A 16,576-nucleotide genomic window follows, 5' to 3' on the forward strand; every position below is an offset into this window, starting at 1 on the left:
ACCGGTACCCACTTCGCTTGAAAACGCTCTAAACCGCCTGCCCGGCCACCCAGCCGGACGACCACGCCCACTGAAAGTTGTAGCCGCCGAGCCAGCCGGTGACATCGACGACCTCGCCGATGAAATAGAGGCCGGGGACCTCCTTGGCTTCCATCGTCTTCGGATCGAGTTCGTTGGTATCCAGTCCGCCAAGCGTCACCTCGGCCGTGCGATAGCCTTCCGAGCCTGCCGGCTTGACGCGCCATGCATTGATCGCCGCCTCGACCTGGCGCAGCGCCTTGTCGGATAGGTCGGCCAGATTGCCCGTGGTCTTCTGCTCGTCGGCAATCATCTGCGCCAGTCGCTTCGGCAGCAACGTGGCGAGTACAGTGTGCAGTGCCTGCTTGCCCCGCTCGGCCTTGGCGGCCTTCAGCGTCGCGAACACGTCGATTTCCGGCAGCATGGAGAGCGTGATCTCATCACCCTCGCGCCAGAAGGACGAGATTTGCAGGATCGCGGGGCCGGAAAGGCCGCGATGGGTGAATAGCATTGCTTCGGCGAAGCGCGTCTTGCCATGCTGGGCGACGGCGTCGACCGCGATGCCGGACAGCGGCTCCAGCCGCTCCAGCGTCGAAGGATCGAAAGTCAGGGGCACGAGGCCAGGCCGCGTCTCGACGACCTTCAGGCCGAACTGGCTGGCGACCTCATAGCCGAAGCCGGTCGCGCCCATCTTGGGGATCGACTTTCCACCTGTGGCGATTACGAGCGACTTGCAGACGACATCGCCTGTCGAAAGCGCAACCCGGTAGCCCCCATCAACCCGATGTTCGATCCGCTTGATCGTGGTGCCGAGCCGCAACTCGACGCCGTTGCGCATCATTTCGGAGACGAGCAACTCGATGATCTGCTTGGCCGAGCCATCGCAGAAAAGCTGTCCCAGCGTCTTCTCGTGATAGGCGACGCCATAGCGCTCGACGAGGGCGATGAAATCGCGCTGCGTGTAGCGTGACAGCGCCGAAATGCAAAATCGCGGATTCTGCGACAGGAAATTCTTGGCCGACGTATTGGCGTTGGTGAAGTTGCAGCGACCGCCGCCGGAGATACGGATCTTGTCGCCAGCCGAGGGCGAATGGTCGACGATGGCGACCGAGCGCCCGCGCTTGCCGGCCTCGATGGCGCACATCATGCCGGCAGCACCGGCGCCGAGCACAACGACGTCGTAGAATTTGGAACCAGGAAGGGTCACGTCGACGCTCCGAACACCGCTTCGATATCGGCAGCCGTCATGAGGCGGTACGCACCGGGCTCCAGACCTGCCGGCAGGTCGAGCAGGCCGATCCGGTCGCGATGCAGCGCCGTGACGTGATTGCCGACGGCGGCAAACATACGGCGGACCTGATGATAGCGACCTTCATGCAGCGTCAGCGTCGCTTGCTTCGGGCTTGAGGATTCCATTTCGGCCGGAAGCAACGGCTTGTCATCGCCTTCGAGAAACAGTCCGCCAGCGGCGAAGGTCTCGATCTCGTCGCCGTTCAGCGGCCGGTCCAACGTCACCTGATAGCGTTTGGGAACATGGTGGCGCGGCGAGATGATGCGGTGGAGCAGCGCACCGTCATCGGTCATCAGCAGCAGCCCCGACGTTTCCTTGTCGAGCCGGCCAACCGTCGAGATGACGGGATCACGGCGACGCCAGCGTTCGGGCAGCAACGAATAAACGAGAGGCCCGATCTCCTTGTGCGAACAGGTGACACCGAGCGGCTTGTGAAGCATCAGCGCCATGCCCGGAGCCGGGTCGAGCGGCTCGCCTGACACCGTCATGCGGGTGGCGAGGTCGGGCTTCACATAGACGTGCTGGGCCGCATTCGTCTCCGCCTCGCCATCGAGAATGACGCGACCACTCTGGATCAGGCCCTGAACCTCACGGCGTGTTCCATAGCCAAGATTGGCGAGCAGCCGGTCGAGCCGGGCGGACGGGAACGTCTTGTTCATTTACGCGCCTCATAGACCTTGAAGCCGTCAGCCTCGACGATCAACACCGCGCGAGCGAACAGCGCCTTCAGGTGATCTTCATAGGGCAAATGCCGGTTGGCGGTCAGCCAAAGCTTACCACCCTTGCGCAGGCTCTCGGCCGCGCGACGGACAAAGGCCTGGCCGAGCGAGCGATCTTCCGCGCCGCCATCATGGAAGGGCGGGTTCATGACGACGAAATCGAGCCCTTCCGGAATTGTTCCGGCCTTGCGAACATCGGCCCACAGGATGGTGGCGCGTGTGTCCGTGATGTTCTTCGCCGCCGCTTCGACGGCCCGACGATCGATATCGACCATCGCGAGCGCTTCGACGGTCGGCATGGCGAGCACGGCACGCGCCAGATAGCCGACGCCGCAGCCGAGATCGGCACCGCGCCCCGAGAGTTGCGGCAGATGCTTCAGAAGCAGAGCGCTACCCGGATCGACCCGGTTCCACGAGAACACGCCCGGCTGCGACCAGAGCCCGGTGTCCTCGACCAGACGGGGGGCGCCATCGGCGATCGCATCTTGAAGTGCGGACAGATCGTTCGGGCGTGTCGAAACGCAGATGCGGTGATGGCGCAGCGCCGTCTCGCCAAACTCACAGCCGAAGGCCTTCAGTTCCTTGGCGAGCCGCGAACCGCCCCGGTCCTTCGGCGCCATCACGGTCAGTTGGCCGCCGGGCTGGAGAGCGCGCAGCGCCTGCGCGACGTCGTGCCGGCGCTCGATGGTGCCCGGCGGCGCCAGCATCACCATGGCGGCGAGCGAGGCTTCCGCGCAGCGTTCCAGCGCCGGGCTCCCCGGCATCAGCGGCGAAAACTGTGTCGCGTCACGCGGCACATCGGCGAGCTCCGCCGGAGGGTTGCCATAGACGCCGGTTCTTGCTTCTTGGGTCACATCGATCTCTCACGCACATTTTGTGCTGTTCCTACCCTGCCCTACGCCATGGCGAAAGGCTGGCGGGACGTTCTAATCTCCCCGCCAGGAGAATCATGCCCCGATGCGCCCCGAAATCCTGAATCCGCTGTTCCGCCCCGTAACGAGTCTTGCCGGCGTCGGCCCCAAGATCGGCGAAGCCATGGGTCGGCTGCTTGTCGGCGGTGATGCGCCGGAGCCGCCTCGCGTGGCCGATCTCCTCCTGCATATTCCCGTCGGCCTGATTGATCGCCGTAACCAGCCGGGCATTGCTCTCTCGCCGGAAGGCGCGATCGTGACGCTCGAAGTGCGTATCGATCGCCATATGCCGGCGCCGCGCGGCAACAAGCGCGTGCCCTATCGCGTCATGGCACATGACGACACAGGCGAGATCGCGCTGGTGTTCTTCCGGGCCGAGCAGAACTTCCTTGAACGCACCATGCCGGTCGGCGAGACCCGTTTCGTCAGCGGCAAGGTCGAGTGGTTCAATGGTCGGCCGCAAATGGTCCATCCCGACCACATCGTCGACCGCGAGGCGTTCGAGCAATTGCCGATGGTCGAGCCGGTCTATCCGATGACGGCTGGTTTGGCGCGCAAGACGCTGGGCCGGGCCATGCGCGGCGCACTCGATAGCCTGCCGGATTTGCCCGAGTGGCAAGATCCGACCCTGATGTCGCGCGAGCGCTGGACCGGCTTCAAGCCGACGCTGGAGACCGTGCATGCGCCTGCAACACCGGCAGAGCTTGCGCCGGAAGGGCCAGCGATCAGCCGCCTCGCCTATGACGAATTCCTCGCCAACCAGCTAGCCTTGATGCTGACGCGCGCCAATCTGCGCCGCGCCACCGGCCGGGCGCGGATCGGCGACGGGCGGATGCGCCGCGCCATCATCGCCGCCCTGCCCTTCACGCTCACCGGCAGCCAACAGGCCGCCATCGCCGATATCGAGAGGGATCTCGCGTCGGATGAGCGCATGCTGCGCCTGCTGCAGGGCGATGTCGGCTCCGGCAAGACAATGGTCGGGTTGATGGCAGCAGCGACGGTCATCGAGGCAGGCAGCCAGGCAGTATTGATGGCGCCTACCGAATTGCTGGCCCGGCAGCACGCCAAGACATTGCAGCCGCTCGCCGATGCCGCCGGCATCCGGATGGCGATCCTGACTGGCCGCGAAAAGGGCCGCGAACGGGTCGACATCCTTGCTGGGCTGGATGATGGCAGCATCGATCTCGTGGTCGGCACCCATGCCGTGTTCCAGGCCGGCGTCGAGTTTCGCGACCTGGCGCTGGCCATCGTCGACGAGCAGCATCGCTTCGGCGTGCATCAACGCCTTGCACTGTCGGCCAAGGGCGCCGCCACCGACATCCTTGTCATGACAGCGACGCCGATCCCGCGCACGCTCGTCCTCACCGCGTTTGGCGACATGGACGTCTCCAAGCTGCCGGACAAGCCGGCCGGCCGCCAGCCGATCGAAACCCGCACCGTACCGCTCGAACGGCTAGACCAGGTGGTGGAGCGTATCCGCGCCGCCATCGCCGAAGGCGCCAAGGCTTATTGGGTCTGCCCGCTGGTCGAAGAATCGGAAGAAGTCGACGCGGCTGCCGCGGAGGATCGCTTCGTCGACCTGCAGCGAGCGCTTGGCCCGGTCGTCGGCCTCGTCCACGGCCGGATGAAGGCGGCTGAGAAAGACGAGGCAATGCAGCGCTTCCAGCGCGGCGAGACGCGTATCCTGGTCGCTACGACGGTGATCGAAGTCGGCGTCGACGTGCCCGATGCGACGATTATGGTGATCGAGCACGCCGAGCGCTTCGGCCTCGCCCAGTTGCACCAGCTTCGCGGCCGTGTCGGGCGTGGCTCCAAGGCTTCAACCTGCCTGCTGCTCTACAAGGGACCGCTCGGCGAGGTCGCGCATGATCGCCTCGCCATCATGCGCGATACAGAGGACGGGTTCCGGATCGCCGAGGAAGATCTGCGGTTGCGCGGCGAGGGCGAATTGCTCGGCACGCGCCAATCCGGTGCGCCGGGTTTCAAGATCGCCCGTTTCGAGCATCACGCCCATCTACTGGAAATCGCCCGTGACGACGCGCGCCTGATCGTGGAGAAGGATCCGGCGCTGAACTCGCCTCGCGGCAAGGCGCTACAGCTGTTGCTCTATCTGTTCGGCCGGGATGAGGCGATCAAGCTGCTGCGGGCTGGTTGAGACAAGACCCGCCGCGCTTTTGACGACAAGGACGCCTATTCAACGGCCAGAATCGCCAAGGCACTCGACCGACATGGGACTCTCCACCTTCCCCGACCGCGCCATGAGCCGCGCCCGCGCCCTGATCCGAACGCGGGAACTATCCCTGTTGATTGTCGCGGCGGTGATCGGCTGCCTCGCCGGCATTGCCGTGACCGTGATGAGCCGGCTGGCGCAGTGGCTGCATGTCATCCTGTTCGGGATAGAGCCCGATGCTTTCCTCAGCGCGACGGCAGTCATATCGCCACCTTGGCGGGCTGCGGCCGTCGCTGGCGGTGGCCTGCTGCTCGGTGTCCTCTACCTCCTGTTCTTCCGTCGCGCCCGCCAGATTGTCGATCCGATCGAGGCCAATGCCCTGCATGGTGGGCGGATGTCACTGCGCGATAGTCTGCGCGTGGCACTCGAGGCGATCATCTCGAATGGCTCAGGCGCCTCTGTCGGGCTTGAGGCGGGCTATACCCAAGTCGGTAGCGCCGTGGCCTCGCGCATCGGCCAGCGGCTGCATCTACGCCGGGGCGATCTACGGACTGTCGTCGGCTGTGGCGCCGCGGGCGCGATCGCCGCTGCCTTCAGCGCACCGCTGACGGGGGCATTCTATGGTTTCGAGCTGATCATCGGCGTCTACACCGTCGCCAACATTGCGCCGGTGATGACCGCTTCGATCGCGGGATTCCTCGTCGCACAAGGACTCGGCGCTGCCGCCTACACCATCGAAGTACCGAGCGCGCTCAACCTGCACGCAGCAGACTATCCACCCTACCTGATCCTCGGCGTTATCGCCGGCTTCGCCGCCATCGCCATCATGCGGCTCGTCACCCTGGTCGAAATCGCCTTCCAGAAGAGCCGTCTACCGCGAGCGATCCGACCCGCTATCGGGGGTGCCATTGTCGGCGCACTGGCACTCTACAGTCCCCAGGTTCTCGGCGCGGGCCATGGCGCACTGCATCTGAACCTGACAGAAGCCGTGCCGATGGGCCTGCTCGCGGCGATTCTGGCGCTCAAGATCGCTGGCGTGTCGATTTCGCTCGGCTCCGGCTTTCGCGGAGGCATGTTCTTCGCCTCCCTCTTTCTCGGCGTCATCGTCGGCAAGCTGTTCGCCATGGGTGTCATCTATCTGGCCCCTACAGCGGGGATCGACCCGGCTGCGGCGGCGATCGTCGGCATGAGCGCGCTGGGCGTCGGGATCGTCGGCGGTCCGCTCACCATGACCTTTCTGGCGCTGGAAGCGACCGGCGACCTCGCCATCACCGGCATCGTGCTAGCCGCTTCGATCCTTTCGGCCATCACGGTTCGCGAGTTCTTTGGCTACTCGTTCTCGACATGGCGGCTGCATCTTCGCGGCGAGACGATCCGCAGTGCCATCGACGTCGGCTGGCTGCGGGGGCTCACTGTCGGGCGGATGATGCGAACCGATGTGCGCAGCGTGCTCTCCACCATGCCTGTCGACGCCTTCCGCAGCCTATTTCCGCTGGGCTCGACCCAGCGCGTCGTCGTGACCGATACGACGGGGCGCTATGCCGGCATCATTCAAGTGGCGGATATCCATTCAAATCCCGCGTCGGAAGAAGGCGAAACAATCCAGTCCTTCTGCCGGAATGCCGACAAGATGCTATTCCCCACCATGAGCGCTCAGACGGCGGCAAAGGTATTCGATGAGGCCGAAAGCGAAGAGCTTGTCGTCGTCGACGACGCCTCGAGCCGGCATGTCATCGGCCTGTTGACCGAGACGCACCTTTTCCGCCGCTACGCCGAGGAGCTGGACAAGGCCCGTCGCAGCCTATCCGGCGAAGGGTAAGAACGTGCTTCCACATTAATATTTAGTAAACCATACTATATAGATGATAATATTGTTGCCTTATCGCAACAGCATTTTGAGCGATTTTCGTTAGGGTGCATTCACCAACTCCCCGGGGGATCACCATGACCGCATCCAAGTTCGCCTTGCTCGCCACGACCCTGCTGGTCGCATCCCCGGCCCTCGCCGCCGACCTCACCTATGAGCCCGCCGCGGCTCCGGTCGCTGCCGCTGCACCGTTTTCCTGGACCGGCTTCTATATCGGCCTAAACGCCGGTTATGGCTGGGGCGACATCGACACCACCGAGAACTCGATGACCACGAATGGTCGTCTCGTCGGCATCGGCCAAGGCAATCTCGGCCAGTTCATCACCTTCCCGGGAGCCGACAGTTCGTCCAGCGTCGATGGCATCCTCGGCGGCGCGCAGATCGGCTACAATTATCAGATCGACAACTGGGTGCTCGGCGCGGAGGCCGATTATCAGGCAGCCGACCTGAAGACCTCGTCCAGCTTCCTCGGATCTGTCCAGGGTCCGTACTACCAGACCTCGGCCGAGCTGCAGTCCTTCGGCACGGTGCGCGCTCGCGTCGGCTATGCCATCGACAATGTCCTGATCTATGGCACGGGCGGTCTCGCCGTTGGCCAGGCCAAGGCTGGCCTAAGCGTCCAGGGCGGAGTCCCTGGCGCCTTCACCGGACCGGAATACGCGCAGTCGAACAGCAAGACGATGGTCGGCTACGCGATCGGCGCCGGCGCGGAATGGGCGATCGCCCACAGCAACTGGTCGGTCAAGGCCGAGTACCTTTACACCGACTTCGGCTCGAAAACCTTCGACTTCGATTTCGGCGCCGGCGACAAGGCTTCCAGCCGTGGCGACGTCTCGGCCAGCATCGTGCGCGCCGGCCTCAACTACCGCTTCTGATCGCACCGCGATCCCGAATGGGAGAGGCCCGGTCAACGACCGGGCCTTTTCGTTTGGACTAGAAGGATCAGACGCCCGATCGCCGGGTCAGCACCGGGGCCGGCGGATCAAGCGGCGAAGGATGCGCGGCGGCATCATATTCCGGCGCCACGAGACCGGCGGAAATGACGAGCTTGGCCGCCTCCTCCACCGTCATGTCGAGTTCGATGAGTTCGCTGCGGCGGACGAACATCATGAAGCCTGCCGTTGGCGCTGGTGTCGGTGGCAGGAAGACGGTCACCCATTCTTCGCCGTCCTCGCTGATCCGCTGGCGGATCTCGCCTTTGGTCTCCGTAGCGACGAAGACGATCGCCCAAACTCCCTTGCGCGGGAATTCAATCAGCGCCGCCTTCTGGAACGACTTGCCCTTGCCAGACAGCACCGTCTCGAAAAGCTGCTTCAACGCGCTGTAAAGATTGCGAACCAGCGGCGTGTGGTTGAGCAACTGCTCGCCAAGACGAACCAGCGAGCGACCCACGAAATTCGCCGTCAGGAATCCGAGCAAGGTCAGTCCGACGACAGCCACGAAGACGCCGAACCCCGGAACGGAAAACGGCAGATAGGTATCGGGGCTATAGCCACTTGGAATGACCGGCTTCACCCAGCCATCGATCCATTTGATCAAGGACCAAGTCAGATAGATCGTTATGGAAATCGGCGCAGCAATGACGAGCCCGGTCAGGAAATAGTTCCGCAACCGCTTGATCAGTCGACTCCCACCCGTCTCGCCGACCGGAGGGAGTTGAGGATCCTGAAAACTCATGCCACCGCCCATGCGCCTGATTCATGCCTGCCGATCGCCATTATGACGGCTGGCAAAAGCTTGGCCAGAAGATACTCCGAGCCAACGGCCGCCTCGGACAATTCGTTCCGGTGCACGCCAGGCCCGCACCATCCGAGTGCTATTCGACAGTCACCGATTTGGCGAGATTGCGCGGTTGGTCGACGTCGGTGCCCATGAAGACGGCCGTATGATAGGCGAGCAGTTGCACGGGTATGGTGTAGACGAGCGCCGTCACGCTGGCCGGCATCTCCGGCAGGATGATGGTCGCCATGGTGTCCATGGCCGCCGCCTCAGCGCCCTTCTTGTCGGTAATCAGGATTATCCTGCCGCCACGCGCCGCGACCTCCTGCATATTCGAGACGGTCTTCTCGAAGATGTGGTCATAGGGGGCGATGACGACGACGGGCATGTCCTCGTCGATCAGCGCGATCGGGCCGTGCTTCAACTCGCCGGCGGCATAGCCCTCGGCGTGGATATAGGAGATTTCCTTCAGCTTCAGCGCGCCCTCGAGCGCGATTGGATAGCTGGTGCCACGGCCGAGATAGAGGCAGTGCTTGACCTTAGCGAGATCACGCGCCAACGCCTCTATCTGCGTGTCGAGCTTCAATGCCTCGTGCATCAGGCGCGGCACTTCGCTGAGCGCGCGCACCAGCGCCTGCTCCTCGTCGCCGCTCAGCACGCCGCGCGCCTTGCCGGCAGCCACAGCGGTCGCAGCCAGAACAGAAAGTTGCGCGGTGAACGCCTTGGTCGAGGCGACGCCGATCTCCGGGCCCGCCAGCGTCGGCAGCACAAAATCGGCCTCGCGCGCGATGGTCGATTCGCGGACATTGACGATTGCCGCGATCTTCTGGCCCTCGCCCTTGGCATAGCGCAGCGAGGCCAGCGTATCTGCCGTCTCACCCGACTGAGAGATGACGATGGAAAGCCCATTCTTCGACAGCGGCTGTTCGCGATAGCGGAATTCGGACGCGATATCGATGTCGACCGGCAAGCGGGCGTAGCGCTCGAACCAATACTTGGCAACAAAACCAGCATAGAAGGCCGTGCCGCAGGCGGTGATCGACAGCCGGTCGATGGTGCTGAAATCGATGCCGGCCGGAACCTTGGCGGTGCCATTCACCAGGTCGAGATAATGCGCCAGCGTGTGACCGACGACTTCCGGCTGCTCATGGACTTCCTTGACCATGAAATGGCGATGGTTGCCCTTGTCTACGACATGAGTGGTGCCCTGCAGGCGCGTCAGCGGCCGTTCGACGGAATTGCCGGCCTCGTCAAAGATCGCGGCGCTGGTGCGGGTGAGCACAACCCAGTCGCCATCGTTCAGATAGGTGATCTCGTCCGTAAACGGACCCAAGGCAATGGCATCGGAGCCGATGAACATCTCACCCTCGCCCCAGCCGATTGCCAGAGGGCTGCCGCGTCGTGCGCCGATCAAGAGGTCTTCCTCGCCCTCGAACAGGAAGGCGAGCGAGAATGCCCCCGTCAGCCGGCCGAGGACTGCCTGCACGGCGTCTTTCGGCGTCATTCCAGTGGCAAGGTTGACGGTGACGAGATGGGCGATGACTTCCGTATCGGTATCGGAGGAGAAGCTGCGGCCGGCCGCCTCCATCTCCAGCCTGAGATCGCGAAAATTCTCGATGATGCCGTTATGGACGACGGCGAGACGTTCGGTGGTGTGCGGATGCGCGTTGCGCTCGGTCGGCGCCCCATGCGTGGCCCAGCGCGTGTGACCGATGCCCGAAAGACCGAAGCGCGGCGCCGCCGTCAGCTTGGTGTCGAGGTTGCGCAGCTTGCCCTCGGCACGCAGCCGATCGAGTTGCCCGCCTTCGAGCGTCGCGATACCAGCAGAATCATAGCCACGATATTCGAGCCGCTTCAGCGCATCGACCAAGAGAGGCGCGACGGGTGTCTGGCCCAGAATACCGATAATTCCGCACATGTAGCAGTTCCTCGTCCGCTATACCCCCGGGGGGAGGCATCGTAACCCAAGCCAGTTTGGGATGCGTCTTAGCCTTTCGGGCCAAGTACCCGAAATCACTTCCTGTTTCGCCCCTTCACCGAAAGGACTAAACGCGTACCCGCTTGGTCTTCGCCTTCATCTCGCGGAAACGAGCGGCCCAGCCGGGCTTTTCCACCTGCCGGCCACGCGCAATCGCGAGAGCGTCCGGTGCGACATCTTCCGTGATGACACTGCCGGAGGCCACATAGCCGCCGTCGCCGATGGTAACCGGCGCGACCAGCACACTGTTTGAGCCGATGAAGGCGCCCTCGCCGATCACGGTCAGCGCCTTGTCGTATCCATCGTAATTGCCGGTGACGGTGCCCGCGCCGACATTCGCCTCGGCGCCAACTTTGGCGTCGCCAATATAGGTAAGATGGCTGATCTTGGCGCCTGCGCCGATCTCGGCGTTCTTGACCTCGACAAAGTTGCCGACCTTGCTCTTTGGACCTAGCTGCGTGCCCGGTCGAAGCCTTGCGAACGGCCCAATCTCCGCTCCGGTCTCCAGATGGGCCCCCGTGAGGTGAGAGAAGGCATGGATAACGGCCCCCTCGTCGACCACGACGCCCGGCCCAAAGAACACATTGGGCTCGATCAGGACATCGCGGGCCAGTACCGTGTCATGCGCCAGGAACACCGTCTCCGGCGCGATCATCGTCACGCCGGCAAGCAAGGCGGCCTGACGTGCGCGCTGCTGCCAGATGCCTTCGACATCGGCGAGTTCGGCGCGCGTGTTGACGCCGCCAACTTCAGCCGCATCCGCCTCGATGGCAACCACGGCAAGGCCGCGCTTGTTGGCAATCTCGACGGCGTCGGTCAGGTAGAACTCGCCCTTGGCGTTGTTGTTATCGACGGCGTCCAGAAGCGCCAGCACGGTCTCGCCGCGAAAGCCCATCAGGCCGGCATTACAGAAGCCGATGGCGCGTTCCTCGTCGGTCGCTTCGCGCTCCTCGCGGATCGCAACAAGTTGCCCGTCACGCTCGATCAGACGGCCATAGCCCGTCGGTACATCCGGACGAAAGCCAAGCACGACCACGCTCGCCCCTTTGGCGAGTTCGGCCCGCATGCGCGCAAGCGTCTCGGCCGTAACGAGGGGGGTATCGCCATAAAGGACCAGAACATCATTGGTCGGAGTTTCCAGGGACGCGCGTGCGGCCAAAACAGCGTGCGCGGTACCAAGACGTTCGACCTGCTCGACGATGTCAGCGGACGGCGCCAACTTCGCGGCGAATGTCTGCACCGCTCCGGCGCCCTTGCCGACGACGACGGCGAAGCGGTCGATACCGGCGCTCGTTGCAGCCTTCAGCACATGGCCAATCATCGGCAGGCCGGCGACGGCGTGCATCACCTTCGGCATGGTTGAACGCATGCGCGTGCCTTCGCCTGCGGCGAGCACGATGGCGAGCGAAGAGCGATCCGGCATGTTTCCTCCGAGAGAATGGCTATGGCGCCAAAACACTAAATAGCTATTGCCGCGTTTTTTGGCGTGGCTGCGAGCCCTTGCCAGCGGACTCGAGATCAACCAATCCGCGACAGTGCCGGGAAGGTTTCAAGCAGCCAGAACGACATCGCCGTCATCTGTCCCGTCAGGAACAGAACGCCGGCGAGAATCAGGAACACGCCCATCGCCTTTTCCACCATCGGCATATAGCGGCGGAAACGGCGCAACCCGCCGATAAAGCGTTCGGCGAAGCCGGCGGCGATCATGAAGGGAATGCCGAGCCCGAGCGAATAGATCGCCAGCAGCCCGGCCCCCCGACCGACCGTGTCCTGCGAGCCAGCAACCGCGAGGATCGCCGCCAGTACCGGGCCGATACAGGGCGTCCAGCCGAAGGCGAAGGCAAGGCCGAGAACATAGGCACCGACAAGGCCGCCCGGCTGGTTCGCGACCTGAACGCGGGCCTCGCGCTGCAGGAAGGCGATGCGGAAGACGCCGAGGAAATGCAGGCCCATGACGATGATCACAAGGCCGGCGACGATCGACAGGATTTCCTGCTGCCGCGCCACCATGCGACCGAGCACCGAGGCGGTCGCGCCGAGCAGCACAAAAACAGTGGTAAATCCGAGCACGAAGGCGAGCGACGAGCGCAGCACCATCCGCCGGATGCGGCCATCGGCCTTTGTTCCGGTCACTTCGTCGAGGCTGAGCCCCGTGACATAGCAAAGGTAGGGCGGCACCAGCGGCAGCACGCAGGGCGAAATGAAGGAAAGCAGCCCCGCGATCAGGGCGCCCCAGAGCGTTACGTCGGACGGCATGGCTTCTCGGTCGTTCCCACACAAAAACGTCGGCGACCCGGCGGATGCCACCGTCGCAAAGCGGTTATAGGGCAAAGGGACGGACGAAACACGCGGGACATCGGATCGCAGCCTATTCGACGCAGCCGCGAAGCAGTGAGCCATACCCGCTTGGCGGCGAGACGCGCTTCCGCTAATGGGCATGGGCGAAAGAGACGCGCGGAGGACGACCGAAATGATCGTGAGTTGTGGCGAGGCACTGATCGACTTTTTGCCGGTCAAGGATACTGGCGGGAATGATTCCTATCAGCCAAAGGTCGGCGGCTCACCGTATAATGTGGCTCTGACCACCGGTCGCCTCGGCATTCCGACCGGGTTTCTCGGTGGCATTTCGACGGACTTCTTCGGCGAGCTGCTGGTCGAGGAATTGAAGCGCAGCCAGGTCAGCCTGAAATATACCGGCCTCTCGGCGCGCCCGACGACGCTTGCCTTCGTCAGCCTGCTGCATGACGAGCCCCAATACGCTTTCTTCGATGAGAACTCCGCTGGTCGCCTGCACGACCCGGCCGCCCATGAGCCTGTAGGAGACGAAGTCGAGGCGCTGCATTTTGGCTCGATCTCGCTGATTCCAGAACCGATCGTCGACCGTCTCGCCGCCGTCATGGACGCCAATCGCGGCAAGCGGGTGATCTGCTACGACCCCAACGTGCGCCCGACGCTGATCCAGCATCGTGACGCCTTCTGCGCACGCGTCGAACAGTTCGCCCACGGGGCCGACATTGTGAAGATCTCCGGCGCCGATCTCGAATGGCTGCACCCAGGCGTTGACGTCGAGACGATCGCCAAGGGCTGGCTCGCGTCCGGCACCGGCCTCGTCGTCGTCACGCGTGGCGGCAACGGCGTCACGGCTTATACGCCAACGGGTTCGGTGTTCAGCCCCGTCATTCCGGTCACCATCGCCGACACGGTCGGCGCGGGCGATAGCTTCACCGGCGGCTTGCTGGCGCGGCTCTCGGAAAAGGGGCATCTGACGATCGACGGCGTGCGCAACATCGATCCCGTTTCCTTGAAGGATGCGCTCGATTTCGCCAACCGTGTCGCGGCCATCACCTGCTCGCGGGCCGGCGCCAATCCGCCCTGGCGCAACGAACTCGTCGAGGCCGACGTGTAAACCCCGCCGGAGGAGGCCCGCGCATGTCAGAAACTGCGAGACTGGGCCAGATCGTCATCCTGAACGGCGCGCCGCGATCCGGTAAATCCAGCATCGCGGCGGCAATTCAGCAGGACTTCGATGGTCCCTGGATGAACCTCGGCGTCGACGCCTATGTCGACGCCGTCACGCCGGCGCGCTATCGCCCCGGCATGGGCTTGCGTCCCGGTGGCGAGCGGCCGGATCTCGAAGCGCTGGTTCCGCGCTTCTACGCGGCGCTCTACGAGTCGATTGCCGCCCATAGCCGGCTCGGGTTCGACGTCGTCGTCGATGTCGCGCATCACGACAGCTATTCAAAGCCGCTGCATACTCTGCCGGATTGCGCCCGCCGCCTCGCCGGACTGCCGGTGCTGTTCGTCGGCGTGTATTGCCCCATCGAGGTCATCATGGAGCGGCGCAATCGCGGCCAGGCCGGGCGTGAGGGCCGTTACGCGGTCGGAACGCCGGAGGAGCCCATTCCTGCCCCGGTCCTGCGCTGGCAGCGCGAGGTACATGTCCCCGGCATCTACGATCTTGAAGTCGATACGACTGAGATGAGCCCGACCGAGTGCGCGGCGCGGATCCGCGAGCGCCTGAGCGTCGGCATCACGCGACCGACGGCCATCGAACGATTGGCCAAGATGGCGCCGCTCACGGAAACCTGATCGCTCTGGTGACACCAATCGCGATCCGGTCACGTAATAGGACTATGAGCGATTGCATGAGGTCCCGATGAATCGATCCGCCGTCCCCGCCCCGCGCTTCTATCCCTGGCAGGACAGGAAGGGTGATTTCTCGACCCTGAAGGCCCTTGTCTTCGTTGGCGTATTCCTGCCCGGCCTCTGGCTGGTCGTCCGCGCAGCCATGGGCACGCTCGGACCACGCCAGATGATCGAGATCAACCACCAAGCCGGCCTCTGGGCCGTCCGCCTTCTGCTTCTCACGCTGGCAGTCACCCCACTTCGCCATGTCTGGCGCTGGCCGGAGCTGGTGTTCGTGCGACGGACGCTGGGCGTTGCGGTTTTCGCCTATGCCATCATCCACCTCGTAGCCTATGCCGGCGATCTTGCCTGGGACATCCCGAAGGTCATCTCGGAGATCTTTGCACGCGTCTATCTCACGATCGGATTGATGGTGCTGATCTTGCTGGTGCCACTGGCGATCACCTCGACGAACGGCATGATGAAGCGAATGGGCGGATTGAACTGGCGGCGCTTGCACCAGCTGATCTATCCAATCATCCTGCTGGCAGCGCTGCACTTTTTCCTGCAATCGAAGCTCGGCGTCACCGAACCGATCGTCATCACGGCTGTAGCCATCTGGCTGCTCGCATGGCGCTTACTCGCTGCATGGATTGGCGAATCCCGGCTGGCCACGCTGCCCGCAACGATTGCGCTGGGTGCGGCCGTGACGGTCGCCACGGCGTTTGGCGAGGCCCTCTACTATTATCTGAAGATCGGTGTCGCCTTCAGTCGCGTGCTGCCGACCAATTTCAATCCCGCCGCGGGGATCAGGCCGGCCTGGATCATCGGCGGCATGGTGCTCGCCGTGCTTGCTATCGCCATTCTTCGTCGCTTCCTGCCGGAAAAGAAGTCGTCTCGCCGTTCGACCCGCCAACCCGGCTTGACTGCGAAAACGGATGAAGCCTCGTCGCAGCCACGCGAAACTACCGCCTAACGCTATTCCGCGACGGGATGCCACCCAAGGGACGAGAGACGCCTCGTCGCCCTCTGCTGTGCGTTATCCGCCTTGCTGCCGAGATAAGACAGTATTACTGTCCTAGTTTACGGTCGCCGCGGAGATGGCAGATGGACGACGAACGGCAACTCGCCCATTCGCTCTACGACGATGCCCTCGCCTTCCTGATCGGCACGCTGTTCATCGCCCTCGGGCTCGCCATGCTGAAGGCGGCGGGGCTGGGCATTGGCGGCACAGCCGGCATCGCTTTCCTGACCAACAAGGCGACCGGACTCGATTTCGGCAGTGTGTTCTTCGTGATCAACGTGCCGTTCTTCATCTTCGCCTATCTCGCCTTCGGTCCGCTTTATCTGCTGCGCTCGGTCATAGCGACGGCGCTGCTCTCGATCGAGACAACCCTGCTCCCGTCCTTCCTGACCTTCGGCCACATCGACCCGGTACTGGCGGCTGCAATGGGTGGGCTGCTGATTGGCATGGGCATGCTGTCGCTGATCCGCCACCAGGCCGGCATCGGCGGCTTCGCCACGGCGGCGGTCTATCTGCAGGAGCGCTATGGCTGGCGGGCCGGCAAGCTGCTGATGGCGGCCGATCTCTGCGTCATGGCCGCGGCGTTCCTGCTGCTCCAGCCGAGCCAGGTGGCGCTCTCGGTCTTCGCCGTGATCTGCCTCAACATCGTGCTGGCGTTCTATCACAAGCCCGGCCGCTATGCCGGCTTCGCCCGGTTCGAACGCAACCGCACGGCCAAGGCAGCCCTCCGGTCGCGCAGGGTGTGAGAGCCCGG

At 63.8% G+C, this 16,576-nt stretch carries 14 protein-coding genes; 7 read left to right on the top strand and 7 right to left on the bottom strand.

Translation table 11 applies throughout. The annotated features are described in order from the left end of the window. Nucleotides 1-28: 28 nt before the first annotated feature. The 3 genes from OSH12_RS10515 to OSH12_RS10525 are packed head-to-tail and all read right to left on the bottom strand — an operon-like array spanning nucleotide 29 to nucleotide 2,882. A complete protein-coding gene (locus OSH12_RS10515; protein WP_266343503.1) occupies nucleotides 29-1,225 on the bottom strand; it encodes a BaiN/RdsA family NAD(P)/FAD-dependent oxidoreductase in 1,197 nt (398 codons plus the stop codon). Beyond that, nucleotides 1,222-1,968 (bottom strand): pseudouridine synthase, encoded by a 747-nt coding sequence (locus OSH12_RS10520; RefSeq protein WP_266343504.1) that lies wholly within the window; start codon nucleotides 1,966-1,968, stop codon nucleotides 1,222-1,224. The genes OSH12_RS10515 and OSH12_RS10520 overlap by 4 nt, the downstream gene beginning before the upstream one ends. Beyond that, nucleotides 1,965-2,882 (bottom strand): class I SAM-dependent methyltransferase, encoded by a 918-nt coding sequence (locus tag OSH12_RS10525; RefSeq protein WP_266343505.1) that lies wholly within the window; start codon nucleotides 2,880-2,882, stop codon nucleotides 1,965-1,967. Before OSH12_RS10525 ends, OSH12_RS10520 begins: the two co-directional genes overlap by 4 nt. A 103-nt stretch (nucleotides 2,883-2,985) precedes the next feature. Here OSH12_RS10525 and recG point away from each other — a divergent pair, with 103 nt between their 5' ends. The 3 genes from recG (at nucleotide 2,986) to OSH12_RS10540 (ending at nucleotide 7,851) form a co-directional block, all read left to right on the top strand. Beyond that, a complete protein-coding gene (gene recG / locus OSH12_RS10530; protein WP_266343506.1) occupies nucleotides 2,986-5,094 on the top strand; it encodes an ATP-dependent DNA helicase RecG in 2,109 nt (702 codons plus the stop codon). Nucleotides 5,095-5,167: 73 nt separating this feature from the next. Continuing rightward, nucleotides 5,168-6,928: a chloride channel protein gene (locus OSH12_RS10535; protein WP_266343507.1), complete on the top strand. Its 1,761-nt coding sequence runs from the start codon at nucleotides 5,168-5,170 to the stop codon at nucleotides 6,926-6,928. 125 nt (nucleotides 6,929-7,053) lie between these two features. Then, nucleotides 7,054-7,851 carry an outer membrane protein gene (locus tag OSH12_RS10540; protein WP_266343508.1) on the top strand — a complete coding sequence of 266 codons (798 nt, stop codon included), beginning with the start codon at nucleotides 7,054-7,056 and terminating at the stop codon, nucleotides 7,849-7,851. Nucleotides 7,852-7,918: 67 nt separating this feature from the next. Here OSH12_RS10540 and OSH12_RS10545 read toward each other — a convergent pair whose 3' ends face one another. The 4 genes from OSH12_RS10545 to OSH12_RS10560 all read right to left on the bottom strand — a co-directional run bounded on the left by OSH12_RS10545 (nucleotide 7,919) and on the right by OSH12_RS10560 (nucleotide 12,929). After that, nucleotides 7,919-8,653 carry a DUF502 domain-containing protein gene (locus OSH12_RS10545; protein WP_266343509.1) on the bottom strand — a complete coding sequence of 245 codons (735 nt, stop codon included), beginning with the start codon at nucleotides 8,651-8,653 and terminating at the stop codon, nucleotides 7,919-7,921. A 139-nt stretch (nucleotides 8,654-8,792) separates the two neighbouring features. After that, entirely contained in the window at nucleotides 8,793-10,613 is a 1,821-nt protein-coding gene (glmS, locus tag OSH12_RS10550; protein WP_266343510.1) for a glutamine--fructose-6-phosphate transaminase (isomerizing), read from the bottom strand. A 127-nt stretch (nucleotides 10,614-10,740) separates the two neighbouring features. Then, a complete protein-coding gene (gene glmU, locus OSH12_RS10555) occupies nucleotides 10,741-12,096 on the bottom strand; it encodes a bifunctional UDP-N-acetylglucosamine diphosphorylase/glucosamine-1-phosphate N-acetyltransferase GlmU (RefSeq protein WP_266343511.1) in 1,356 nt (451 codons plus the stop codon). A 95-nt stretch (nucleotides 12,097-12,191) separates the two neighbouring features. Then, nucleotides 12,192-12,929, bottom strand: coding sequence for a cytochrome c biogenesis CcdA family protein (locus tag OSH12_RS10560; RefSeq protein ID WP_266343512.1), 738 nt, complete (start codon nucleotides 12,927-12,929; stop codon nucleotides 12,192-12,194). 214 nt (nucleotides 12,930-13,143) lie between these two features. Between OSH12_RS10560 and OSH12_RS10565 the strand changes: the two genes are divergently transcribed. The 4 genes from OSH12_RS10565 (at nucleotide 13,144) to OSH12_RS10580 (ending at nucleotide 16,568) form a co-directional block, all read left to right on the top strand. After that, on the top strand, nucleotides 13,144-14,079 hold the full coding sequence (locus OSH12_RS10565; protein WP_266343513.1) for a carbohydrate kinase family protein: 936 nt from the start codon (nucleotides 13,144-13,146) through the stop codon (nucleotides 14,077-14,079). 23 nt (nucleotides 14,080-14,102) lie between these two features. Beyond that, nucleotides 14,103-14,762, top strand: coding sequence for a chloramphenicol phosphotransferase CPT family protein (locus tag OSH12_RS10570; protein ID WP_266343514.1), 660 nt, complete (start codon nucleotides 14,103-14,105; stop codon nucleotides 14,760-14,762). Nucleotides 14,763-14,829: 67 nt separating this feature from the next. After that, a complete protein-coding gene (locus OSH12_RS10575) occupies nucleotides 14,830-15,774 on the top strand; it encodes a protein-methionine-sulfoxide reductase heme-binding subunit MsrQ (protein ID WP_266343515.1) in 945 nt (314 codons plus the stop codon). A gap of 131 nt (nucleotides 15,775-15,905) precedes the next feature. After that, nucleotides 15,906-16,568: a YitT family protein gene (locus OSH12_RS10580; RefSeq protein ID WP_266343516.1), complete on the top strand. Its 663-nt coding sequence runs from the start codon at nucleotides 15,906-15,908 to the stop codon at nucleotides 16,566-16,568. The last annotated feature ends 8 nt before the right edge of the window (nucleotides 16,569-16,576 follow it).

The sequence above is a fragment of the Kaistia terrae genome (assembly GCF_026344005.1).
Classification (GTDB): domain Bacteria; phylum Pseudomonadota; class Alphaproteobacteria; order Rhizobiales; family Kaistiaceae; genus Kaistia; species Kaistia terrae.